The sequence below is a fragment of the Citrobacter sp. LST-B2 genome (genome assembly GCF_057983045.1).
The window spans coordinates 1591821-1616048 of sequence record NZ_CP192598.1; the positions used below are offsets into that span (position 1 = coordinate 1591821).

Annotated in this window: 22 protein-coding genes; 10 read left to right on the plus strand and 12 right to left on the minus strand. The window is 54.6% G+C overall.

Annotation, left to right across the window (positions count from 1 at the left end):
* Window positions 1–596: 596 nt before the first annotated feature.
* The 8 genes from sdhC (at window position 597) to sucD (ending at window position 10442) form a co-directional block, all read left to right on the plus strand.
* Window positions 597–1001, plus strand: coding sequence for a succinate dehydrogenase cytochrome b556 subunit (gene sdhC / locus ACQ0PY_RS07455; protein WP_043001371.1), 405 nt, complete (start codon window positions 597–599; stop codon window positions 999–1001).
* Complete coding sequence (sdhD, locus tag ACQ0PY_RS07460) at window positions 995–1342, plus strand: succinate dehydrogenase membrane anchor subunit (protein ID WP_043001370.1); 348 nt, start codon at window positions 995–997, stop codon at window positions 1340–1342. Before sdhC ends, sdhD begins: the two co-directional genes overlap by 7 nt.
* Window positions 1342–3108 (plus strand): succinate dehydrogenase flavoprotein subunit, encoded by a 1767-nt coding sequence (sdhA, locus tag ACQ0PY_RS07465; protein WP_043001369.1) that lies wholly within the window; start codon window positions 1342–1344, stop codon window positions 3106–3108. The genes sdhD and sdhA overlap by 1 nt, the downstream gene beginning before the upstream one ends.
* 15 nt (window positions 3109–3123) lie before the next feature.
* Window positions 3124–3840, plus strand: coding sequence for a succinate dehydrogenase iron-sulfur subunit SdhB (gene sdhB, locus ACQ0PY_RS07470; RefSeq protein ID WP_043001368.1), 717 nt, complete (start codon window positions 3124–3126; stop codon window positions 3838–3840).
* A 414-nt stretch (window positions 3841–4254) separates the two neighbouring features.
* Complete coding sequence (sucA, locus tag ACQ0PY_RS07475) at window positions 4255–7056, plus strand: 2-oxoglutarate dehydrogenase E1 component (protein WP_044256558.1); 2802 nt, start codon at window positions 4255–4257, stop codon at window positions 7054–7056.
* A 14-nt stretch (window positions 7057–7070) separates the two neighbouring features.
* Window positions 7071–8291 (plus strand): 2-oxoglutarate dehydrogenase complex dihydrolipoyllysine-residue succinyltransferase, encoded by a 1221-nt coding sequence (odhB, locus tag ACQ0PY_RS07480; protein ID WP_044256556.1) that lies wholly within the window; start codon window positions 7071–7073, stop codon window positions 8289–8291.
* A 115-nt stretch (window positions 8292–8406) separates the two neighbouring features.
* Window positions 8407–9573 carry an ADP-forming succinate--CoA ligase subunit beta gene (gene sucC, locus ACQ0PY_RS07485; protein WP_042320639.1) on the plus strand — a complete coding sequence of 389 codons (1167 nt, stop codon included), beginning with the start codon at window positions 8407–8409 and terminating at the stop codon, window positions 9571–9573.
* Window positions 9573–10442, plus strand: coding sequence for a succinate--CoA ligase subunit alpha (gene sucD / locus ACQ0PY_RS07490; protein ID WP_054176151.1), 870 nt, complete (start codon window positions 9573–9575; stop codon window positions 10440–10442). The genes sucC and sucD overlap by 1 nt, the downstream gene beginning before the upstream one ends.
* A 166-nt stretch (window positions 10443–10608) precedes the next feature.
* Here sucD and ACQ0PY_RS07495 read toward each other — a convergent pair whose 3' ends face one another.
* Genes ACQ0PY_RS07495 through otnK form a run of 8 tightly spaced genes read right to left on the minus strand, consistent with a single transcriptional unit; the run spans window position 10609 to window position 17384 of the window.
* Window positions 10609–11265, minus strand: coding sequence for an aspartate/glutamate racemase family protein (locus ACQ0PY_RS07495; RefSeq protein ID WP_044266333.1), 657 nt, complete (start codon window positions 11263–11265; stop codon window positions 10609–10611).
* Window positions 11262–11681 (minus strand): GlcG/HbpS family heme-binding protein, encoded by a 420-nt coding sequence (locus ACQ0PY_RS07500; protein ID WP_109740014.1) that lies wholly within the window; start codon window positions 11679–11681, stop codon window positions 11262–11264. Before ACQ0PY_RS07500 ends, ACQ0PY_RS07495 begins: the two co-directional genes overlap by 4 nt.
* 6 nt (window positions 11682–11687) lie before the next feature.
* Entirely contained in the window at window positions 11688–13034 is a 1347-nt protein-coding gene (locus tag ACQ0PY_RS07505) for a bile acid:sodium symporter family protein (RefSeq protein WP_043001362.1), read from the minus strand.
* Between the two features lie 24 nt (window positions 13035–13058).
* Window positions 13059–13868 carry a beta-keto acid cleavage family enzyme gene (locus ACQ0PY_RS07510; protein ID WP_109740015.1) on the minus strand — a complete coding sequence of 270 codons (810 nt, stop codon included), beginning with the start codon at window positions 13866–13868 and terminating at the stop codon, window positions 13059–13061.
* Window positions 13869–13904: 36 nt separating this feature from the next.
* Complete coding sequence (locus ACQ0PY_RS07515; RefSeq protein WP_054176154.1) at window positions 13905–14681, minus strand: hydroxypyruvate isomerase family protein; 777 nt, start codon at window positions 14679–14681, stop codon at window positions 13905–13907.
* A complete protein-coding gene (locus ACQ0PY_RS07520; RefSeq protein WP_042285318.1) occupies window positions 14662–15468 on the minus strand; it encodes a DeoR/GlpR family DNA-binding transcription regulator in 807 nt (268 codons plus the stop codon). The genes ACQ0PY_RS07515 and ACQ0PY_RS07520 overlap by 20 nt, the downstream gene beginning before the upstream one ends.
* A gap of 9 nt (window positions 15469–15477) precedes the next feature.
* Window positions 15478–16122, minus strand: a complete 645-nt coding sequence (gene otnC / locus ACQ0PY_RS07525; RefSeq protein ID WP_054176183.1) for a 3-oxo-tetronate 4-phosphate decarboxylase — start codon at window positions 16120–16122, stop codon at window positions 15478–15480.
* On the minus strand, window positions 16122–17384 hold the full coding sequence (gene otnK / locus ACQ0PY_RS07530; RefSeq protein WP_109740016.1) for a 3-oxo-tetronate kinase: 1263 nt from the start codon (window positions 17382–17384) through the stop codon (window positions 16122–16124). The genes otnC and otnK overlap by 1 nt, the downstream gene beginning before the upstream one ends.
* A gap of 372 nt (window positions 17385–17756) precedes the next feature.
* Between otnK and ACQ0PY_RS07535 the strand changes: the two genes are divergently transcribed.
* Complete coding sequence (locus ACQ0PY_RS07535; RefSeq protein ID WP_044266321.1) at window positions 17757–18650, plus strand: PocR ligand-binding domain-containing protein; 894 nt, start codon at window positions 17757–17759, stop codon at window positions 18648–18650.
* On the opposite strand, the gene cobA is transcribed toward ACQ0PY_RS07535, so the two are convergent.
* Window positions 18629–19408 carry a uroporphyrinogen-III C-methyltransferase gene (gene cobA, locus ACQ0PY_RS07540; RefSeq protein ID WP_109740017.1) on the minus strand — a complete coding sequence of 260 codons (780 nt, stop codon included), beginning with the start codon at window positions 19406–19408 and terminating at the stop codon, window positions 18629–18631. The two genes, ACQ0PY_RS07535 and cobA, sit on opposite strands and share 22 nt — an antisense overlap.
* A 405-nt stretch (window positions 19409–19813) precedes the next feature.
* On the opposite strand from cobA, the gene ACQ0PY_RS07545 reads away from it, so the two are divergent.
* Window positions 19814–20722: a LysR family transcriptional regulator gene (locus ACQ0PY_RS07545; RefSeq protein WP_043001356.1), complete on the plus strand. Its 909-nt coding sequence runs from the start codon at window positions 19814–19816 to the stop codon at window positions 20720–20722.
* Window positions 20723–20783: 61 nt separating this feature from the next.
* Here the strand turns inward: ACQ0PY_RS07545 and cobO are convergent, their stop codons facing one another.
* The 3 genes from cobO to glsA all read right to left on the minus strand — a co-directional run bounded on the left by cobO (window position 20784) and on the right by glsA (window position 24163).
* Complete coding sequence (gene cobO / locus ACQ0PY_RS07550; protein WP_043001355.1) at window positions 20784–21386, minus strand: cob(I)yrinic acid a,c-diamide adenosyltransferase; 603 nt, start codon at window positions 21384–21386, stop codon at window positions 20784–20786.
* Between the two features lie 9 nt (window positions 21387–21395).
* The gene (locus ACQ0PY_RS07555; protein ID WP_043001354.1) at window positions 21396–23048 is read right to left on the minus strand and encodes a class I fumarate hydratase; all 1653 of its coding nucleotides are present in this window, start codon (window positions 23046–23048) and stop codon (window positions 21396–21398) included.
* 113 nt (window positions 23049–23161) lie between these two features.
* A complete protein-coding gene (gene glsA / locus ACQ0PY_RS07560) occupies window positions 23162–24163 on the minus strand; it encodes a glutaminase A (RefSeq protein ID WP_044256534.1) in 1002 nt (333 codons plus the stop codon).
* Window positions 24164–24228: the final 65 nt, after the last annotated feature.

Below are 24228 nucleotides of genomic sequence, written 5' to 3' on the forward strand. Positions count from 1 at the left end.
CTCTGGATAGAGGAGAAACCAGGGTACAGAGCAATGGGCGCTTGCAGGTAAATCAGTTAACTCATGGTGAATTAGCAACAAATCAACAACTTAGCAATCCGAATTATTCAACCTGTCTATCACTATTAACTGTACTGAAGGGATCGGTCAATATCTTCCTACTGTTACATAACTTATTTGCAGGTTAAAGAGTGACCCCATAACTTTTACGCATTATATGCCTTTTCTGGTGTTGTTTGTAACAACTTTGTTTAATGATTGTCAAATCAGATGATTAAAAATTAAATAAATGTTGTTATCGTGACCTGTGTCACTGTTCGGGATAAAACCCGACAAACTATATGTAGGTTAATTGTAATGATTTTGTGAACGTCCTATACTGCCGCCAGGTCTCCGGAAACCCCTGCAATCCCGAGCCACCCAGCGTTGTAACGTGTCGTTTTAGCAACTGGAAGCAGTGTTTTACATGACGCGCAGTTATAGAAAGGACGCTGTCTGACCCGCACGCAGACCGGAGGAAGGAAATCCCGTCGTCTTTCAGGCTACAGGTGATTCACTCTCTGTACCCGAAGTCCAAAGGGAATAATAAGAACAGCATGTGGGCGTTATTCATGATAAGAAATGTGAAAAAACAAAGACCTGTCAATCTGGATCTGCAAACGATCCGGTTCCCAATCACGGCGATAGCGTCCATTCTCCATCGCGTTTCCGGAGTGATCACCTTTGTGGCGGTCGGGATCCTGTTGTGGTTACTGGGCACCAGCCTCTCTTCCCCTGAAGGATTCCAGCAGGCATCCGCCATCATGGGTAGCTTTTTTGTTAAATTTATTATGTGGGGCATCCTTACCGCGCTGGCGTATCACGTCGTGGTCGGTGTTCGTCACATGATGATGGATTTTGGCTATCTGGAAGAAACATTCGAAGCGGGTAAACGCTCAGCCAAAATCTCTTTTGTTATCACTGTCGTGCTTTCACTTCTCGCAGGAGTCCTCGTATGGTAAGCAACGCCTCCGCACTAGGACGTAATGGCGTACATGACTTCATCCTGGTCCGTGCTACCGCTATCGTTCTGACGTTATACATCATCTATATGGTGGGTTTCTTCGCCACAAGCGGCGAACTGACCTGGGAAGTCTGGACCGGTTTCTTCTCATCGGCTTTCACCAAAGTCTTCACCCTGCTGGCACTCTTCTCCATCTTGATTCATGCCTGGATCGGCATGTGGCAGGTGTTGACCGACTACGTTAAACCGCTGGCAATTCGGTTGTCGCTGCAACTGGCTATCGTCGTTGCACTGGTGGTTTACGTGATTTATGGATTTGTTGTGGTGTGGGGTGTGTAATGAAACTGCCAGTCAGAGAATTTGATGCTGTAGTTATTGGCGCAGGCGGCGCAGGTATGCGTGCGGCGCTGCAAATTTCCCAAAGCGGCCAGACCTGTGCGCTGCTGTCCAAAGTGTTCCCAACCCGTTCCCATACCGTTTCCGCGCAGGGTGGCATCACCGTCGCGCTCGGTAATACCCATGAAGATAACTGGGAATGGCACATGTACGACACCGTGAAAGGGTCGGACTATATCGGTGACCAGGACGCTATCGAATATATGTGTAAAACCGGTCCGGAAGCGATTCTGGAACTGGAACATATGGGGCTGCCGTTCTCCCGTCTCGACGACGGTCGTATCTATCAGCGTCCGTTTGGCGGCCAGTCGAAAAACTTCGGCGGTGAGCAGGCGGCACGCACCGCAGCGGCAGCTGACCGTACCGGTCACGCACTGCTGCATACGCTGTATCAACAGAACCTGAAAAACCACACCACCATTTTCTCCGAGTGGTATGCGCTGGATCTGGTCAAAAACGCCGATGGCGCAGTGGTCGGTTGTACCGCACTGTGCATCGAAACCGGTGAAGTGGTTTACTTCAAAGCCCGTGCAACCGTGCTGGCCACCGGCGGCGCAGGCCGCATTTATCAGTCCACCACTAACGCGCACATCAACACCGGCGACGGCGTGGGGATGGCAATCCGTGCCGGTGTTCCGGTTCAGGATATGGAAATGTGGCAGTTCCACCCAACCGGGATTGCCGGTGCGGGCGTGCTGGTAACAGAAGGCTGCCGCGGTGAGGGCGGTTACCTGCTGAATAAACACGGTGAGCGCTTTATGGAGCGTTATGCGCCGAATGCGAAAGACCTGGCGGGCCGTGACGTGGTGGCGCGTTCCATCATGATTGAAATCCGTGAAGGTCGCGGCTGCGATGGTCCTTGGGGTCCGCACGCTAAACTGAAACTTGACCATCTGGGTAAAGACGTCCTCGAATCCCGTCTGCCGGGCATTCTGGAATTGTCCCGTACGTTTGCACACGTTGACCCGGTGAAAGAGCCGATTCCGGTTATCCCAACCTGTCACTACATGATGGGCGGTATTCCGACCAAAGTGACCGGTCAGGCATTGACGGTGAACGAGCAGGGTGAAGACGTGGTGGTTCCGGGGCTGTTTGCGGTGGGTGAAATCGCCTGCGTATCGGTACACGGCGCTAACCGTCTGGGCGGTAACTCGCTGCTGGATCTGGTGGTATTCGGTCGTGCGGCCGGTCTGCATCTGCAGGAATCTATCGCTGAGCAGGGTGAACTGCGCGATGCCACAGAAGACGAAATCGACGCGTCCCTGGCGCGTCTGAACCGCTGGAACAATAACCGTGATGGTGAAGATCCGGTGGTGATTCGCAAAGCGCTGCAGGAATGTATGCAGCATAACTTCTCGGTCTTCCGGGAAGGCGATGCGATGGCGAAAGGGCTTGAAGAGCTGAAAGCCATCCGCGAGCGGTTGAAAAATGCCCGTCTGGACGACACCTCCAGCGAATTCAACACCCAGCGCGTAGAGTGTCTGGAGCTGGATAACCTGATGGAAACTGCCTATGCCACCGCAGTATCCGCCAACTTCCGTACCGAGAGCCGTGGCGCGCATAGCCGCTTCGACTTCCCGGAGCGTGATGATGAAAACTGGCTGTGCCATTCCCTGTATCTGCCAGAGACGGAATCCATGACCCGACGTGAAGTCAACATGGAACCGAAACTGCGCCCGGCATTCCCGCCGAAGATTCGTACATACTAATGCGGAGACAGGACAATGAAACTCGAGTTTTCAATTTATCGCTATAACCCGGATGTTGATGACGCTCCGCGCATGCAGGATTACACCCTGGAAGGCGAAGAAGGGCGTGACATGATGCTGCTGGATGCGTTGATGCAGCTCAAAGAGAAAGACCCCAGTCTCTCTTTCCGCCGCTCCTGCCGTGAAGGCGTGTGTGGTTCAGATGGTCTGAACATGAACGGGAAGAACGGTCTGGCCTGCATCACGCCGGTATCAGCGCTGGTTCAGCCCGGTAAGAAAATTGTTATCCGTCCGCTGCCTGGTTTGCCGGTGATCCGCGATTTGGTAGTAGACATGGGGCAATTCTATGCACAATATGAGAAGATTAAGCCTTACTTATTGAATAATGGGCAAAATCCTCCGGCTCGTGAGCATTTACAGATGCCAGAGCAGCGGGAAAAACTCGATGGGCTGTATGAATGCATTCTGTGCGCCTGCTGCTCAACGTCTTGCCCATCCTTCTGGTGGAATCCGGATAAGTTTATCGGTCCGGCGGGTCTGTTAGCGGCCTATCGCTTCCTGATCGACAGCCGTGATACCGAGACGGACAGCCGCCTGGAAGGGATAAGCGATGCATTCAGCGTATTCCGCTGTCACAGCATCATGAACTGCGTCAGTGTATGTCCTAAGGGGCTGAACCCGACGCGCGCCATCGGCCATATTAAGTCGATGCTGTTGCAACGCAGTGCGTAAGTAGACATTGCCTGCGGTGGCAATCCTGTAGGCCGGATAAGACGTTTACGTCGCCATCCGGCACATGTTGCCTGATGGCGCTTCGCTTATCAGGCCTACGGGGTCGCCATCAGGCAAATTAGTGCAGGAAACCTCTAAAAACTGCCACATTGATAGCAATAATCGAGATGTTCAGCGCGAGACAAGGCGCGAACGGAACGAATCGCCGGGAGCATAGTTCACTATGTGACCGGGTGAGGAACGGTTGCAACGCAGTCGCAGCCTGAACAACGACGATTATTAGACAGTTTTTAAAGGTTCCTTAGCGGACGCAGATCACACGACAGTCCGTAACAAGTGAACCCCGGCACGCATACGACGTATGCGTGGTAGTATCCACGGCGAAGTAAGCATACAAATGCTTAAGGGATCACGATGCAGAACAGCGCTTTGAAAGCCTGGTTGGACTCTTCTTACCTCTCTGGCGCAAACCAGAGCTGGATAGAACAGCTCTATGAAGACTTCTTAACCGATCCTGACTCGGTAGACGCTAACTGGCGTTCGACGTTCCAGCAGTTACCTGGCACCGGAGTCAAACCGGATCAATTCCATTCAAAAACGCGTGATTATTTCCGTCGTCTGGCGAAGGATGCCTCACGTTACTCTTCTTCGATTTCCGACCCTGACACCAATGTGAAGCAGGTTAAAGTCCTGCAGCTCATCAACGCTTATCGCTTCCGTGGTCACCAGCATGCGAATCTCGATCCGCTGGGACTGTGGCAGCAAGACACTGTTGCCGATCTGGATCCGTCCTTCCACGATCTGACAGAGGCCGACTTCCAGGAAAGCTTTAACGTAGGTTCTTTTGCCGGCGGCAAAGAGACGATGAAGCTGGGTGAGCTGCTTTCCGCGCTCAAACAAACGTACTGCGGCCCGATTGGTGCTGAGTACATGCACATCACCAGCACCGAAGAGAAACGCTGGCTGCAACAGCGCATCGAATCCGGTCGCGCGGCATTCAGCAGCGAAGAGAAAAAACGCTTCCTGAGTGAACTCACCGCAGCCGAAGGTCTGGAACGTTATCTGGGCGCCAAATTCCCTGGCGCGAAACGCTTCTCGCTGGAAGGCGGTGATGCGTTAATCCCGATGCTCAAAGAGATGATCCGCCATGCCGGTAACAGCGGTACCCGTGAAGTGGTGCTGGGTATGGCGCACCGTGGTCGTCTGAACGTCCTGGTCAACGTACTGGGTAAGAAACCGCAGGATCTGTTCGACGAATTTGCGGGTAAACATAAAGAACATCTCGGCACCGGTGACGTGAAGTACCACATGGGCTTCTCATCGGATATCGAAACCGAAGGTGGCCTGGTTCACCTCGCGCTGGCGTTTAACCCGTCGCACCTGGAAATCGTCAGCCCGGTGGTGATCGGTTCCGTTCGCGCTCGTCTGGATCGTCTGGATGAACCAAGCAGCAACAAAGTGCTGCCGATCACCATCCACGGCGACGCTGCGGTAACCGGGCAGGGCGTGGTTCAGGAAACCCTGAACATGTCGAAAGCGCGGGGTTACGAAGTGGGCGGTACCGTTCGCATCGTGATCAACAACCAGGTGGGCTTCACCACTTCTAACCCGCTGGATGCACGTTCCACCCCGTACTGCACCGATATCGGTAAAATGGTACAGGCACCGATTTTCCACGTGAATGCGGACGATCCGGAAGCGGTGGCTTTCGTCACTCGTCTGGCGCTGGATTTCCGCAACACCTTCAAACGCGATGTCTTCATCGACCTGGTGTGCTACCGCCGTCACGGCCACAACGAAGCCGACGAGCCGAGCGCAACCCAGCCTCTGATGTATCAGAAAATCAAAAAGCATCCGACCCCGCGCAAAATCTATGCGGATAAGCTGGAAGCGGATAACGTCGCGACGCTGGAAGATGCCACCGAAATGGTCAACCTGTATCGCGACGCGCTGGACGCGGGCGAATGCGTGGTGAAAGAGTGGCGTCCGATGAATATGCACTCCTTTACCTGGTCGCCGTACCTCAACCACGAGTGGGATGAAGCGTACCCGAACAAGGTTGAAATGAAGCGCCTTCAGGAACTGGCGAAACGCATCAGTACGGTGCCTGAAACCGTTGAGATGCAGTCTCGTGTGGCCAAAATCTACGGCGACCGCCAGCTGATGGCGAACGGGGAAAAACCGTTCGACTGGGGCGGCGCAGAAACGCTGGCTTACGCTACGCTGGTTGACGAAGGGATCCCGATTCGCCTGTCCGGTGAAGACTCCGGTCGCGGCACCTTCTTCCATCGCCACGCGGTGATCCACAACCAGACCAACGGGTCGACCTGGACTCCTCTGCAGCATGTCCACAACGGGCAGGGCAGCTTCCGCGTCTGGGACTCCGTGTTGTCTGAAGAAGCGGTACTGGCCTTCGAATATGGCTATGCCACAGCGGAACCGCGCACCCTGACCATCTGGGAAGCGCAGTTCGGTGACTTCGCCAACGGCGCGCAGGTGGTTATCGACCAGTTCATCTCCTCTGGCGAACAGAAATGGGGCCGGATGTGTGGCCTGGTGATGCTGCTGCCGCACGGTTATGAAGGGCAGGGTCCGGAGCACTCCTCCGCGCGTCTGGAGCGTTATCTGCAACTTTGCGCTGAGCAGAACATGCAGGTGTGCGTACCGTCTACTCCGGCTCAGGTGTATCACATGCTGCGTCGTCAGGCGCTGCGCGGGATGCGTCGTCCGCTGGTGGTCATGTCGCCGAAATCGCTGCTGCGCCATCCGCTGGCGGTCTCCAGCCTGGATGAGCTGGCGAACGGCACCTTCCTGCCTGCCATCGGTGAAGTCGATGACCTCGATCCGAAAGGCGTGAAGCGTGTGGTGATGTGTTCTGGTAAGGTTTATTACGACCTGCTGGAACAGCGTCGCAAGAACAATCAGCAAGATGTCGCCATTGTGCGTATCGAACAGCTTTATCCGTTCCCGCATCAGGCGATGCAGGACGTATTGAAACAGTACGCTCACGTACATGATTTTGTCTGGTGCCAGGAAGAGCCGCTCAACCAGGGCGCATGGTACTGCAGCCAGCATCATTTCCGTGAAGTGATTCCATTTGGGGCCGCTCTGCGTTATGCAGGTCGCCCGGCCTCCGCCTCTCCGGCGGTAGGGTATATGTCCGTTCACCAGAAACAGCAACAAGATCTGGTCAATGACGCGCTGAACGTCGATTAATTAAAGGATACAAAATGAGTAGCGTAGATATTCTTGTTCCCGACCTGCCTGAGTCCGTAGCGGACGCGACTGTTGCCACCTGGCACAAAAAACCGGGTGATGCGGTGGTTCGTGACGAAGTGCTGGTAGAAATCGAAACTGACAAAGTGGTACTGGAAGTACCGGCATCAGCGGACGGCATTCTGGATGCGGTTCTGGAAGACGAAGGCACCACCGTGACCTCCCGCCAGATCCTCGGTCGCCTGCGTGAAGGCAATAGCGCGGGTAAAGAAACCAGCGCGAAGTCTGAAGAAAAAGCGTCTACCCCGGCGCAGCGTCAACAGGCTTCTCTGGAAGAGCAAAATAACGATGCGCTGAGCCCGGCGATCCGTCGCCTGTTGGCTGAGCACAACCTCGACGCCAGTGCGATCAAAGGCACCGGTGTGGGCGGACGTATCACTCGTGAAGATGTGGATAAGCATCTGGCGAAAGCCCCTGCGAAAGCCGAGGCCAAAGCACCGGCAGAAGCCCCTGCTGCACAGCCAGCGCTGGGGGCACGTAGCGAAAAACGCGTACCGATGACCCGTCTGCGCAAACGCGTGGCCGAGCGTCTGCTGGAAGCGAAAAACTCCACTGCCATGCTGACGACCTTCAACGAAGTGAACATGAAGCCCATCATGGATCTGCGTAAGCAGTACGGTGAAGCGTTTGAAAAACGTCACGGTATCCGTCTGGGCTTCATGTCCTTCTACGTGAAGGCGGTAGTAGAAGCGCTGAAACGCTATCCGGAAGTGAACGCCTCTATCGATGGCGACGACGTGGTGTATCACAACTACTTCGACGTGAGCATGGCGGTATCCACGCCGCGCGGTCTGGTGACCCCGGTCCTGCGCGACGTCGATACGCTGGGTATGGCTGACATCGAGAAAAACATCAAGACGCTGGCTATCAAAGGTCGTGACGGCAAGCTGACGGTGGAAGATCTGACGGGCGGTAACTTCACCATCACCAACGGTGGTGTGTTCGGTTCGCTGATGTCCACGCCGATCATCAACCCGCCGCAGAGTGCGATCCTCGGCATGCACGCGATTAAAGATCGTCCGATGGCGGTAGATGGCAAGGTCGAAATCCTGCCGATGATGTACCTGGCGCTGTCCTACGATCACCGTCTGATCGATGGTCGCGAATCCGTGGGCTTCCTGGTGGCGATCAAAGAACTGCTGGAAGATCCGACTCGTCTGCTGCTGGACGTGTAGTAAACAAGAGTATCACCTGCCTCGTAGGCCGGATGAGCGTAGCGCCATCCGGCACAAGCACCACGCCGGTCTACGGGTTTAAAGATAACGATTACCTGAAGGATGGACAGAACACATGAACTTACATGAATATCAGGCAAAACAACTTTTTGCCCGCTATGGCTTACCGGCGCCGGTGGGTTATGCCTGTACTACTCCGCGTGAAGCTGAAGAAGCGGCATCGAAAATCGGTGCGGGTCCGTGGGTAGTAAAATGTCAGGTTCACGCAGGTGGCCGCGGTAAAGCGGGCGGTGTGAAAGTTGTAAAAAGCAAAGAAGAGATTCGCGCGTTTGCTGAGCACTGGCTGGGCAAACGTCTGGTGACCTATCAAACAGACGCCAACGGTCAACCGGTCAACCAGATTCTGGTTGAAGCGGCGACCGATATTGATAAAGAGCTGTATCTGGGTGCGGTCGTTGACCGTAGCTCCCGTCGTGTGGTCTTCATGGCCTCCACCGAAGGCGGCGTTGAAATTGAAAAAGTGGCGGAAGAAACCCCGCACCTGATCCACAAAGTGGCGCTTGATCCGCTGACCGGCCCAATGCCGTATCAGGGACGCGAGCTGGCGTTCAAACTGGGTCTGGAAGGCAAACTGGTTCAGCAGTTTACTAAGATCTTCATGGGCCTGGCGACCATTTTCCTTGAGCGCGACCTGGCGCTGATCGAAATCAACCCGCTGGTTATCACCAAACAGGGTGACCTGATCTGCCTCGACGGCAAACTGGGCGCTGACGGCAACGCGCTGTTCCGCCAGCCGGATCTGCGCGAAATGCGCGATCAGTCTCAGGAAGACCCGCGTGAAGCGCAGGCAGCACAGTGGGAACTGAACTACGTCGCGCTGGATGGCAACATCGGCTGCATGGTTAACGGCGCAGGTCTGGCGATGGGCACCATGGACATCGTGAAACTGCACGGCGGCGAACCGGCTAACTTCCTTGACGTGGGCGGCGGCGCCACCAAAGAGCGCGTCACCGAAGCGTTCAAAATTATCCTCTCTGACGACAACGTTAAAGCGGTTCTGGTTAACATCTTCGGCGGTATCGTGCGTTGCGATCTGATTGCTGACGGCATTATCGGCGCGGTAGCGGAAGTGGGCGTTAACGTTCCGGTGGTGGTTCGTCTGGAAGGTAACAACGCCGAACTCGGCGCGAAGAAACTGGCTGACAGCGGCCTGAATATTATTGCAGCGAAAAGTCTGACGGATGCAGCTCAGCAGGTTGTTGCCGCAGTGGAGGGGAAATAATGTCAGTTTTAATTAATAAAGATACCAAGGTTATCTGCCAGGGCTTCACCGGTAGCCAGGGGACATTCCACTCCGAACAGGCAATTGCCTACGGTACGCAGATGGTTGGCGGCGTAACGCCAGGCAAAGGCGGCACCACGCACCTGGGCCTGCCGGTGTTTAACACCGTGCGTGAAGCCGTAGAAGCGACGGGCGCCACCGCGTCCGTTATCTACGTGCCGGCACCGTTCTGCAAAGACTCCATTCTGGAAGCCATCGACGCAGGCATTAAGCTCATCATCACTATCACCGAAGGCATCCCGACGCTGGATATGCTGACCGTGAAGGTGAAACTGGATGAAGCCGGTGTACGCATGATCGGCCCGAACTGTCCGGGTGTTATCACCCCGGGCGAATGCAAAATCGGCATCATGCCCGGTCACATTCATAAGCCGGGTAAAGTGGGTATCGTCTCGCGTTCCGGTACGCTGACCTATGAAGCGGTTAAGCAGACCACCGACTACGGTTTCGGCCAGTCCAGCTGTGTGGGCATCGGCGGCGACCCGATCCCGGGCTCTAACTTCATCGACATCCTGAAACTGTTCCAGGAAGATCCGCAGACCGAAGCGATCGTGATGATCGGTGAGATCGGCGGTAGCGCGGAAGAAGAAGCGGCGGCCTACATCAAAGATCACGTGACCAAACCGGTTGTTGGCTACATTGCCGGTGTGACCGCGCCGAAAGGCAAACGTATGGGTCACGCGGGCGCCATTATCGCCGGTGGTAAAGGGACTGCGGATGAGAAATTCGCAGCGCTGGAAGCCGCTGGTGTGAAAACTGTTCGCAGCCTGGCCGATATCGGCGAAGCGCTGAAAGCCGTCATTAAGTAAAAGCAATAAAACAGCCCAACCCCTGCATTTACCCGTGATGCAGGGGAAAGGGCTGGTCCATTTTCGACATGGTTGGCCATCTGATGATGGCCTTTTTTTTTGCCTGTCTGTTTGCCGGATGGCGCTGGCGCTTATCCGGCCTAGGGGGGAGTGTTGACTTGCCAGGTTATGCGCTTTCCGCCAGCGTTTTCAGCCAGCGGATGCCGCTTTCCGGAGAGGTCATCACCGGGACGGGCGGCGACGGAAGCTGCTGCAGAACGCGCGCCATCGACGCTTGCGCCAGCATAACCACATCAGCCTGTTTATACGCGCTGTGCAATCCTTCGCTGACGATGCGATCGTGGGTTTCCATATCGCCCGCCAGCAGAGCATGGAAGGCCTCTTCCATCAATATCGGCGTCACGGTGCATTGCTTACCACTGGCCTGTACTTTGCGTTGCACATACTCCAGCGTCGGTTTCATCGTGGTGGCGACGGTGGCCAGCACGGCAATGTTCTCACCCAGGCTAATGGCTTGTTCCACCATCGCGCAGTCGATACGGGCAAGCTGCAGCGGTGTCATAAACTGACACTGTTCAACCGCCGTGCCAATGGACGAACAGGCGGTGATGAAAATCTCGCAATCCGCTTTTTCGGCTATGTGGACGTAGTCGGCAATGCGTGCCGCAATGTTCGGCGTCACGCCTCCGGCCTTCATCACCTGCTTAATCATCGACTCTTCGACCAGGTGCATCACGTCCGCTTCTGGCATGATGTCGCCGATCAGTTGCTGCATCATGGCGAGCGTGGCGGAACTGGTGTGAAGCATAGCGATCTTTTTCATTCTGCGAACTCCTTGAGCAAACATTCGGCAACGGCCATAGCCGCATCGTGATCTTCCTGGGCGGACAGTCCACCAACCGCAACGGCCCCCAGGCATTTACCGTTGTGTAGAATCGGCACGCCACCGGGCAGCGCGGTAAAACGTGGGTCAGCAAAGTAGCTGATATCCAGTGACTCATTTTGCAGACGTTGCAAAAACGCCTGAGTGGTGCAACCTAAACGGCTGCTGGTGCGTGCTTTGCGCTGCGTCAGCTCAATGGTCAACAGTTTGGCGTTATCCATACGGGCAAAGCTCAGTAACTCGCCGTGAGCGTCGCACACCGCCACGCTGAGCGGACGTTGCGCATAACGGGTGTCGGCGAGATCGAGCGCGCAGTCTACCGCGCGTCGTGCCTGTTGCAGGGTTAAAGTCATCATGGTGAGTTATCCTTTTGACAGAGGTTCTGATACCGGCTGAGCAGGCGAACTCTCGCTCTGGGCCTGCGCCTGTCGGGCATCCTTTTTGCGCCAGTAGTTAGCCAGCAGCGAGCCGCTGACGTTGCCAAGCGGCGTCATGACCGCAGAGGCGAGACCAACGGTGGCCAGTTTTCCCATCGCGGCGGCAAGACCTGATGCCATCCCGCCGTTTTGCAGTCCGACTTCGAAGGCTACCGTCCGGGCGGACTGAACATCCATGCGGAAGATCCAGCGGCTCATCAGATAGCCAATCAGGAAGCCGCCGAGGTTGTGCATCAGCATGGCGAAGCAGAGCAGGAAGCCGACCTGAACCAGGTTGTCGCGCCCGGCTGCCGCTGCCGTAGTGGTGAAGAAAATGATGCCCATCATCGAAATGGTCGGCATGATCTTCTTAACGCCGGCCACGCGTCCATACAGCCAGTTATAGAACAACGCCCAGATGATCCCGCCAGCCACAAAGTTCAGCACCACCGCATACATTTGCGCGTCGGCGCTGGCGCTACCAAACAGCGTGTCCCAGCCGCCGGTAAGCATATACAGCAGCCAGATGGCGCTGATCCCGGCCAGCGTTTGCACGGTACGACGCCCCTGCACGCCGGCATAGGTTTTCAGGTAGTCATGTAAAATCGCCGCGCCAATCGGGATCAACACGATTTTCACGACGTCCATCACCATCGCCGTGAGCTGGATGTCGATCATTGAACCCGCCAGCAGATTCACCCACAGCGGGGTCATGACCGTCGCCGCCAGCGTCGAGACGGCGGCGATCGAGACCGCCAGCGCCAGGTTGGCGTTGGCGATATACACCATGACGGTGGAGGAGAGCCCACTGGGACAGGAACCAATCAGCAGAATGCCTACCGCCACTTCCGGCGGAAAGTCAAAGATCAGCGTGATGCTCAGGCCGAGCAGAGGCATGATGACGAAATGACAGAAGGTGCCGATAAACACCGCCCAGGGCATTTTAGCGACGTCGATAAAGTCCTGAATCGTGAGTTTGGTGCCCATACTGAACATGGTCGCCTGGATCACTAAAAAGACGATCCATTTATGGGTGATGTTGAATCCGCCCCAGACGATTAGATCGGTTGACCAGGTCATCGCCGCGACAAAGCCGGCAATGATCCACAGGGTAAACTGGTAGCTGCGAAGATTTGTCCAGTAGCCCGCACCTGCCGCGAAGCCTGTCGTCAGCATCACCAGCCCCGGCTGCCAGAGGGCGGGAGACTGCATCAGCGCGCCAATTGCCGCCAGGGCGCCACCGGCGATGCAGACGCCCAGTCCGGTTTTGTGAATAACGGTTGTGATAGTCATGGTGAAATGTCCTTTCTCTCGCTATTACTGCCGTGGTGGAATAGCTAACATTTGCCGCGCAATATCCGGCGTGGCGACCTTTTTATCCATACTGCGAATAAGCGTGGCGAGTTTGGCAACCTGCTGATAATTATGCTGAGCTTTCTCTTTGGCGCTTAAATAATAGCTATCTTCAAAACCAATTCTCACTTCACTGGCACCCATGCCGACCGCAGCCGCAATAATATCGAAATTCTTGCGGCCAAAATGGGTAATTCCCCATAAGGCGTCGCGAGGGATCATACTGCGCAAGGCAATTAACGCATCAACCGTCGCGGGTGAACTTCCACGGTGTCCGAGGACAATATTGAATAACATCGGTTTCTTGAACGATATTTTTTCTTCCAGCGCCAGAATGTTATTAATCATGCCAATTTCGAAAACTTCAAATTCAGGAATAATGGAACGTTGGGTTATTTGTTGCGAACAATATTCAACGTCCGGTCCGGGATTAACGTACACGGCATCGCCGAGGTTAACAGAGCCGACGTTCAGCGACGCCATTTCGACGCCGGGACAGTCCAGAGGCGCGCAGCGCTCGGCAATCGACATGGTGGAGACGCCACCGGTTGAGGCCTGAATAATCAGGTCGGAATGGCGCATGACGTGGTCAATTGTCGCCTGAAAATCGGTGGTGTCCGACGTCAGACGACCTTGTTTATCGCGAACGTGTAAATGCACGATGGCTGCACCCTGTTCGACGCTGGCCAGTATTTCCTGCGCCAGTTCTTCAGGTATAACTCTGGGGCAATCCGCGGCAACGGGTGCCAGCGAAATAATAACAGTATCCGACATGTGTTCCTCCGGTTTTCCGGTACAGAGATATTAAAATTATAAGTACGGTGTCATCCAGCGTAACGATTCGGGCCCTGGTGTTGACGGTTTATATTCACAACCTATCCAGCCCTGATAACCTGTCTGCTTAATAAATTCAAAAAGCCATGTTTCATTTAATTCTCCCGTTCCCGGTTCATGGCGGCCGGGTACAGAAGCAATCTGAAAGTGTTTAATGATCGGTAAATAATGTTCAATAAGATGTGTAACATTACCGTGTATTTTTTGGCAGTGGTAAATATCAAACTGTAAGCCGATATTTTTTCTGTTCACTTCGCGAATAAGACGTTCAGCCAGTGGAAAGCTATCAACAAAATAACCAGGCATATCGTCCGGGTTTAACGGTTCAATCAACACGTCGATATCGGCCCCAACCATGACGTCACAGGCGATACGCAGTCGGTCGGTTAATTGCTCATACTGGGCGTTAGCGGAAAGTCCGGCCACGCGCAATCCGGCCATGACGTGCACCTTGCGACAGCCCAGTGCCGTGGCGTAATCGCGGGCAATCAGCAGACTGCGATGATACTCCTCGTCACAGCCTGGCAGGGAGGCCAGTCCGCGTTCACCGGCCTGCCAGTGACCCGCTGGCGCATTCATCAGCGCCACCGGCAGACCGGTTTCCCGTTGCGCCGCCAGCAGCACATCCAGCGGATGCTGCCAGAGAAACAGCCCTTCAACGCCGTGAAAACCCGCCGCCTTTGCGGCCTGAAAGCGCTCCGCAATGGGACGTTCGCAAAACAGCCAGTCAAGGTTAGCCGCTAACTTCAGCATGATGCGTTCCCTCCCGGCAATCCACCAGGTGCAGTTTCACGCCCTGGCTGGCAATGGTGTCCTGCGCTACGTCGGGTAACCGGTTATCCGAAATAATGTCGGTCAGTTGATCCAGCGAGCAGATGTGGAACATCCCGTATTTGCCAAATTTACTGCTGTCGCAGACCAGCACCCGACGGCGGGAGACGGTGAGCACGGCCTCTTTCACCGAGGCTTTGCCTTCGCTGGGGGTCGACATTCCACGTTCGGTATCCCACGAGGACGAACTGAGAAACGCCACGTCTATATTGATCGTGCGCAGAAAACTGGCGGCGCTTTTCCCAAGGCATGAGCGGTTGCGCTGATCCACCAGTCCGCCGGTGTGATACAGCGTGATGTGCGGCATATCCATCAGGTAGTGGCTGATGGAAAAATCGTTCGTCACCACCGTCAGGTTGAAGCAGTGGCTGGCGGCGACGGCTTTCGCCACTTCAAACAACGACGTTCCCGCATCGAGATACAGCGTTTGCCCTGGTTCTATCAACATCGCGGCTAGTTGCCCCATCCGTCGCTTCACGTCATGATGCAGCTCGGCCTTTTCCCGCCACGGCAGCTCCGATTTCAGCAGATTGTTGAGTTTCACCCCGCCATTGATCGAGATGACTTTGCCTTCTTCTTCCAGCAACTGAATATCGCGGCGCACGGTCATGTGCGACACGCTCATCAGATCCGCCAGCTCATTAAACGAGGCGACGTTTTTTTCATGCACGTAGCGGTAGATAAAATCACGTCGTTGTTCGGGGATCATCCTCTCACCTCATGCTCGCCGGGATTGTTCGAGTTCAGCTACTGCTTCCGCCGTTAGCGGCACGTAGCCGAGTGGTTTTAAGGTCAGCCAGATGCGGGCGCTGTCTTCCAGCTCTTCGGCATTAAACACCGCCTCACGAAGTGAGCGACCACTGACTACCGGGCCGTGATTTGCCAGGAGCGCGGCAGTATGGTCCGCCGCAATCTCGCTGAGTGCGCTGGCAATCCCCTCATGACCGGGTTTGAAATAGGGCAACAGAGGCAACTGCCCGACGCGCATTACGTAGTACGGCGTTAACGGCGGCAGACAGTTTTCCGGTGTGCTGCATGGCAGACAGGAAAGGGCGGTCAGCCATGGCGAATGCAGATGAACCACCGCGCCGCAGGCCGGACGATGACGATACCAGGCCAGGTGCATGGGCACTTCTTTCGACGGTTTATCGCCACTGAGGTGAACCCCGCTGGCATCCAGTTTACTGAGCGTTGCGGCGTCCAGCTCGCCCAGACAGGAGTTGGTCGGCGTGACCAGATAGCCGCCGTCCGGCAGTTTTACGCTCAGGTTGCCCGAACCACCGCTGCTGAAGCCGCGCATAAACAGAGAACGACCGTAGTGCACCAGCTGTTCGCGGAGTTGTTGTTCGTTAAGCTGACTCATCATGCAGACTCCTGCGCGGTGAAAAAGAAGTCTTCGTCACCGAAGTTGCCTGACTTCAGCGCCAGCGCGAGCGGCGGCTCGGCGGAGAACACCCACGGCACGCCGGGCGCGATGGCTTTGCCGACCGTCAGTCGCGTCACCTGTAACGCCTCCACTACGGTGCCGGACGTTTCGCCACCGGCGACGATAAAACTGTTTACGCCTGCGGCCTGCAATTTGGCCGTCAGTCTGGCAAAGGTATGCTCAATCGCCCGGCTGGCGCGCTGCTCGCCGTACTCCTGTTGAATGCGTTTCAGCGCTTCCGGCGGCTGGGTGGCGTAAATCAATGGAGCGAGCGCGTCATCGACATGAGTCATTGTCCACCGCGACAGCTCGTCGCTGTAACGCTCTGCGTCTGTCAGGCAGCGCGCCACGTCGAGTAGAAGGGAAGCGGCCTGTGCTTTATAGCGATTCACCTGGCGGTTACTCATGGCGGAACAACTTCCGGAAAACACCACCGTTTTTGCCGGCTGCGGGAAGGGATGTACCGCTTCCCGCCTACGCTGTGGTGCGGCGCAAGCGGCCAGTGCACCACCCAGGCCGGAACCGCCCGCCAGCAACGGTGTATGACGTAAGGCCTGAGCGAGGGTCTGCAGATCGGCTTCGCTGAAGGTATCCACGATCACGTGACGTACACCTTGAGACTGGCAGCGTTCCAGCGCGTGAGTGACCGCTTCCACACCTTTCTGAATTGTGCTGAGGTCAATGCGCCCGACAGCGCTGGCAGTTTGCGCCGTGAGCAGGCGAATCAGGTTCGCATCGGTCATCGGGTTGAGCGGATGTTTCTCCATGCCGGATTCATTCAGTAATACGCCATTCACAAACAAATGACCGTGAATCACCGTCCGTCCGTTTTGTGGCAGGGCTGGGCAGTGAACGATGTACGGCGCGTGCATCGCTTCCATCAGCGCATCGCTGACCGGACCGATATTCCCGGCGGGGGTGGAATCAAAGGTGGAGCAATATTTAAAGTAAATTTGCCGTGCACCTGCCGTGTGGTGCAGCCATTGCCAGCAGCGTAATGATTGATCGATGGCCTGGTCAGCCGGTAGAGAACGGCTTTTCAACGAGATGACAATCGCGTCGACCTCTTCATTCCACGGCTGCGCGGCGTCTGGCATCCCGGGCAGCAGCGCGACCCTCCAGCCTTGCTCAGCCATAAAACTTGCGATATCCGTTGCGCCAGTAAAGTCGTCGGCGATAACACCTGTCGTGACGGGCATACATCCACTCCGTTCAGATTATCTTGTCATTGAGCCTATTATTCAGGAGGGCGTTTCACATTCACATGATGATTCTCACAAATAAGCACATCATAAAATTGTATGTTATTTATATAACTAATTGAAAATCATAAATAAAATGGTGAGTGATGTTGAAATGAAGCTCACAGGAAGATGTGAAGATTCGTTAATCTTTGGGAAAAGTTGTCACAGCAGTCGGTGGACTGGTGTTGAGGAGCGCGGGGGGCACTCTTGCAATTTGATCATAATCACCTGATTAAATGAGATTATTTTTTGCGGTCAGGGTCATTTTTTCACCTGGACAAATTAAGCATAGTAGCGACGTTATCCAGACCACTGACGGAGCGTAACGTGCCTCAGCATATTCAGGACGATGTCTTACACACTTTTTACTCACTGGCAGAGGTATTTTCTAAGGCGACCGGGCTCGCCGCCGTGGTGGTAGACATTAATGGTCGGGAAATCTCTGCCTGTCATAATTTTAATTCGTTCTGTTCATTACTGCGCGCCAATCCGCAATACCAAAAAACGTGTCAGAAATGTGATAAATATTGCGCTTTTGAAGGGTTAAAAGAAGAAAAAATCAGAATACTCTGCTGTCATGCGGGGTTGAGTTTTTTCTCTATGCCGTTAATTCGTCAGGGGCATCTGCTGGGATTTATTATTTGCGGTCAGGTGCGCGCAAAGTATCCGGAATATAAAACTATTGTCATTGATGACGATCGGCAGTGGGCTTTCGATCCTAAAATTAAATCAGCCTGGAATCAGGTCGCGATTGTTGAAAATAATCATCTGGTGGCAGCGGCAAACCTGCTCAGCTTTATTATTAACAATCTCAGCCCGGTTCAGCGTAAAACGGTGGACACCGCTGATGTGCAGTTGAGCGACCTGCGTCTGTCGGCAATGGAACTTTCTCGCCACGAAAAGAAACTGGTCGCCGCACTGCGCTATATTGATGAACACTTATACGAGGAACTGACGCTGGAGTCGGTGGCCGCGCATGTCTGTTTAAGCGCCAACTACTTTAGCCGTTTCTTTAAGAAACGGCAGGGAGTGAATTTTAAAACCTGGGTGAGCCAGAAAAAAATGCAGCGGGCGAGTGAGTTGCTGCGCGATCCGAAGAACTCTATCGACAGCATCGCCCGGAAACTTCAGTATGCGCAGACCAGCTATTTTTGTCGGGTGTTCCGGGCGGCTCACCAGACGTCTCCGCAGTCATTCCGTCATGAACACCTCTCGCTGTAGGCGCGATCCATCACCTCTGGAATAAAAGAGAGTCGGTCGCTCAAACGGACAACATCGCCAACCACAATCAGTGCCGGTGGCACAATATTCGCTTCCTGTGCTTTCGTGAGTAATGTACCGAGCGTACAAGTTAAGCGCCGCTGATTGTCCCGGGTAGCCGACATCACAATCGCCGCGGGTGTGGCCGGTGATTTGCCTCCCATCAGCAGTTCTTCACAAATAAACGGCAGGTTAGCGATCCCCATAACAATCACCAGTGTGCCGTTGAGCTTCGCCAACTGCCGCCAGTCCTGCTGCTGATTACCTTCGCGGGTATGTCCTGTCACGACATGAAAACCGGATGCCAGGTCGCGGTGGGTCACCGGGATCCCGGCGCAGGCCAGCCCGCCAATGGCGGAACTGATCCCCGGCACCACTTCGAAAGCAATGCCTTCTTCGACCAGACATTCCACCTCTTCGGCACCGCGGCCAAACACGTAAGGATCGCCGCCTTTCAGGCGCACAACGTTCCGCTGTGTTCGCGCATGCTGGATAAGCAGGGCATTGATCTCCTCCTGAGGAACACTATGATAGCCCGGACTTTTGCCAACGTTGATGCAGGTACAGCTCGCTGAGCACCACTCAAGCATTTTAGGATTGACCAGCCGATCGTAAATGATGACATCAGCCTGTTGAATACACTGCAGGGCTTTAAGGGTCAGTAAGCTGATATCACCAGGACCTGCACCAACCAGCCAGACTTTTCCGGAATTTTTCATATGTCGTCCTTAATTATTGTCGGGAAAAACGGTAAAAATAGTAAAAGCAGATAAAAAAACGTCATCGTTTGCTTATCGTTGAGTGAACTGAATTCTCCTGAAATAATAAGTAAATAATATTGATTAAACCCGCAAAGTTTTTTCTCCGATAAACAAGTTATCTTGAAAAATTATTAAGAACTTATTGGCGCTATTTGTCGCAAAATAACCTTAATTAAATTGTGTTTATGGCCAGTCTTGCGTATTATTGGTTATTATTTGTTCGCCCCCTGTGTGAATAAACCATGGAGTGGATCAATGACATCCAGGTAGGAAATAAAATATAACTCTCAGGCCAATCGGGAGTCGGTTGCATTTATTTTTTATAAATTAAACTATTTTTGTACGCGGCATATGGAAGACGTTATGAGAGGAAAGATACCAAAGACTGAATTACTGGTGACGTTTGAAGTGGTGGCACGTCATGAAAGTTATACGCGTGCGGCGGAGGAGTTAGCATTAACGCAAAGTGCTGTATTTCGCCAGGTGAATGCACTTGAGGATTTTCTGCATACTGCATTATTTAATCATGCCAAAAAGCGGATTTTTTTAAACGAGGCCGGGAAGCATTATTTGAGCATTGTTAAAGAAACGCTAAATAAACTTGAGCGTGATACGAATACCATTATGACCTGGCAGCCCACGGTCGAAGTCATTGAACTGGCGGTCAACCCGACCTTCAGCACCCACTGGCTGATCCCCAATCTGCGTGAATTCAACAAACTTAACCCCGATATTATCGTTAATATTCACTCGCTGGCGAACATGGGCGATTTCCTCAACCGTGAATATGATGCGGCCATTATGCGTGAAGACTTCTGTTCGCCGTGGTCAGAAGTGGAGTATCTGTTCGAAGAGGAAATCCTCCCGGTTTGTAGCGGCAGTTTGCTGTCGCAGCCCAACCAGAAACTGGCGGTTGAAGAGTTGCTCAATGAGTTTCCCTTGTTGCATCAAAGTACGCGAATTAACGGCTGGCAGGAGTGGTTCGCCCTGTCGGATGTCAGTAGCCCACTGGTCAACAAAGGCCCGCGTTTTGATCTGCTGTCGATGCTGATCGCCGCGGTGCGATCGAATTTGGGGGTTGCGCTGCTCCCACGTTTTGCGATCCAGCACGATCTGGACAACGGTGACATGGTGATCCCTTGCGATGTGCCCATGCGCACGGGTAATCGTTTCATCATGACCTGGCGGGAAGAAAAAGCGGAATCCCGTCATTTACAGGTTTTCCGCGACTGGCTGTTACAAAAATCGGTGGTATCTCACCTGGAACGCTGACGGCGGATGACGGGTAAACGGGAAGCCGGATAAGCGCATGCGCCATCCGGCAACGACGTAACTACCAGTCAATTCCTGCCTGAGCCTGAATACCGCTGTCAAACGCATGCTTGACCGGGCGCAGTTCGCTCACCGTATCGGCAAGCTCCAGTAACTGCGCGTGACACCCTCGCCCGGTCACAATCACACTCTGCTGCGCCGGACGCTCCCGAATGGCGGCAATCACCTCGTCAGTATCCAGGTAGTGATACGCCAGCATGTATGTAAGTTCATCCAGGACCACCAGATCGTAATGCGCATCGGCCAGCATGCGCTTGCTCTCTGTCCAGACAGCCTGCGCCGCCGCGATATCCGCCTCGCGGTTTTGCGTTTCCCAGGTAAACCCGGTACCCATAATGTGAAACTCAACCCCCAGCGGATGCAGGGTGTTGTATTCGCCATTATCCCACTGGCCTTTGATAAACTGCGCGACGCCAACGGTTTTACCGTGACCCACCGCACGGGTGGCAGTGCCAAAGGCGGCCGTGGATTTCCCTTTTCCATTTCCGGTAAATACGATCAAAATCCCTTTTTGTTCCGTGGCGGCGGCCACACGGATTTCCACCTGTTCTTTCAGCTTTTGCTGACGCTGGCGATGACGGTCGCCATTGGCTCGCGCTTGCATAAACGCTCCTTAATGTCCTGCCGGGCAGGATGCACAACGATGCTGTTGTTCAAACTGGCTGAAGAAGTTATTTCCCTTGTCGTCTACCAGCACGAAGGCAGGTAGGTTTTCAACTTCCATCATCCAGACCGCTTCCATTCCCAGTTCGGGATATTCGAGGCAGCGCAGGCTTTTCACGTATTGCTGCGCCAGCAAGGCGGCGGCGCCACCGATGCTGCCGAGGTTGAATCCGCCGTGTTTATGGCAAGCCTCGGTGACTTGCGCACTGCGGTTGCCTTTGGACAGCATGATCAGGCTACCGCCAGCGGCCTGGAAAGCGTCGACATAGCCGTCCATGCGCCCGCCGGTGGTTGGCCCGAGCGAACCACAGGCCATCTGATCCGGCGTTTTAGCCGGGCCGGCATAGTAGACAATGTGATCTTTCATGTACGCTGGCATCGCTTCGCCGTTGTCCAGGCGCTCTTTGAGTTTGGCGTGCACGATGTCGCGGGCGACGACGATCGGGCCGTTTAGCGAAAGCCGCGTACCGACTGGCAGGGCGGATAAATCATGCAGGATCTCGCGCAGCGGACGGTTCAGATCCAGGTTTACGCTCTGTGCGCTGTTCTCGATGCGGCTGGATTCAGGGATAAATTTACCTGGGTTATGCTCGAGTTTTTCCAGCCAGATCCCGTGTTTGTTGATCTTCGCTTTGATATTGCGATCGGCGGAGCAGGAGAGCGCCATCGCGATCGGGCAGGAGCCGCCGTGGCGCGGCAGACGAATTACGCGAATATCATGGGCGAAATATTTACCGCCAAACTGCGCGCCAATGCCAAATTCACGGCTGGCATTGAGCAGCGCGGATTCCAGCGCCGTGTCACGAAACGCCTGACCCAGCTCATTACCGCTGGTGGGCAGGTTGTCGTAATACTTGGTTGAGGCCAGTTTGGCGACCTTGAGCGCCTGATCTGCGGAGAGACCGCCGACGACAAAAGCGATGTGATACGGCGGGCAGGCTGCGGTGCCCAGTGATTTCATCTTCTCGATCAGGAATGCGGTGAGCTTTTCCGGTTGCAGGATCGATTTGGTCTCCTGGAACAGTGCCGCCTTGTTGGCTGAGCCGCCGCCCTTATTGACAAACAAGAAGCGGTATTCGTTACCCGGTGTGGCGCTGATATCGATCTGCGCCGGCAGGTTGGTGCCGGTATTCACCTCGGTATACATATCCAGTGGGGCGTTTTGCGAATAGCGCAGGTTATTTTCTTTAAAGGTGGTGTAAATCCCTTTGCTGAGCGCTTCGGCGTCATCGCCGCCGGTCCATATCTGTTGGCCTTTGCTGGCGACCACTGTCGCCGTACCTGTATCCTGGCAGTTCGGCAGCACGCCTTTCGCCGACACTTCCGCATTACGTAACAGCTGCAGGGCGACATATTTGTCGTTACTGCTGGCCTGCGGATCGTGCAGGATGCTGGCGATCTGCTTTAAATGTCCGGAGCGCAGGAAGAACGATGCTTCATAGAATGCCTGTTGCGCCAGCAGCGTTAATGCTTCCGGCGCCACTTTGATGACCTCTTCGCCATCTAACTCTGTCACCGTAACATGCTGATTGCTCAGTAATTCGTATTCCGTACTCTCTTTGCTTTGTACAAAGAGTTCTTGCCAGACAAAGGGTTTAGACATGTTACTTCTCACGTTAAGGTTGATATCGCCGGAGGGCGGCGTCGCGCCGTATCCGACCTACAAAAATGCCTGATTCGTAGGCCGGATGCGCATGAGCGCCATCCGGCATCCACTTAATGCGCCATAAAGAGATTGGCCTGTGTTGCATGGGCAACATATTCAATAGTCTGCTGGGCGCGCACGCTGTTCCCGGCGCTGTCCAGCGGCGGTGAGTAAACGGCAATGGCGTACTGTCCCGGTACCACCGCGACCATGCCCCCGCCGACGCCGCTTTTCGCCGGAATACCGACGGTGTACAGCCATTTTCCGCTGCCGTCATAGAGACCGGCGATGGCCATTTCAGCCAGCACCTGCGGTACATAACGCTCATTGAGCAACTGTTTGCCGTTGAACGGCGATTTACCCTTGTTGGCCAGCACGGCACCCATTTTGGCAAGCTGCTCAACGGTGACGTCTACTGAACACTGGCGGGTGTAAATCTCTACGGCCTCCTGCGTATCGCCGTAGAAGCTGTTGTACGATGCCATCAGTTGCGCCAGCGCCTGATTGTGTTGGTTGGTCTCCATTTCCGATCTGAATACCGGTTCATTGACCGTGAGCGTGGCGTCGGCCCAGGCGTTCAGGTTGGTGAGGATTTTGTTCCAGCGGTCGGTTTTGTCTTTGGCGTCAATCAGGCTGACGGTACTCATGGCACCTGCATTGACCAGCGGATTCTCCGGTGCGCCCTTCGTGAGTTCGACCGCGAGGCCGGAATTAAAGGGCAGGCCGGTGGCATTAGCGCCGAGTTTATCCAGTACCTCCTGCGGCCCGTGCTGTTCCATCGCCAGCGCGAGGGTGAAGACTTTGCTCAGCGATTCCATCGGGAATGCTTTGTTGATGTCTCCTGCCTGGTAAATTTTGCCGTCAACGGTAGCGAGGGTAATGGCGAAGTTGTTGGGGCTGTAAGTGGCAAGGGCAGGGATGTAGTCGGCGACTTTGCCGTCGTTGTTACTTTTGTATTTCTGGTGTGCCTGTTCGATCAATGCGGCGTAGTCCGGCGCCGTTTGCGCCAGCGCGGCGGCGCTAAAAAACAGGCTGGCGGTTAACATGCTCGCGCCGAAGAATTTTACGTTCATGGTGCAACCTTGTTGGTGTGATTGGCATGTTGCCGGAAGGGGCGAGTGCTTATCCGGCAACCTGA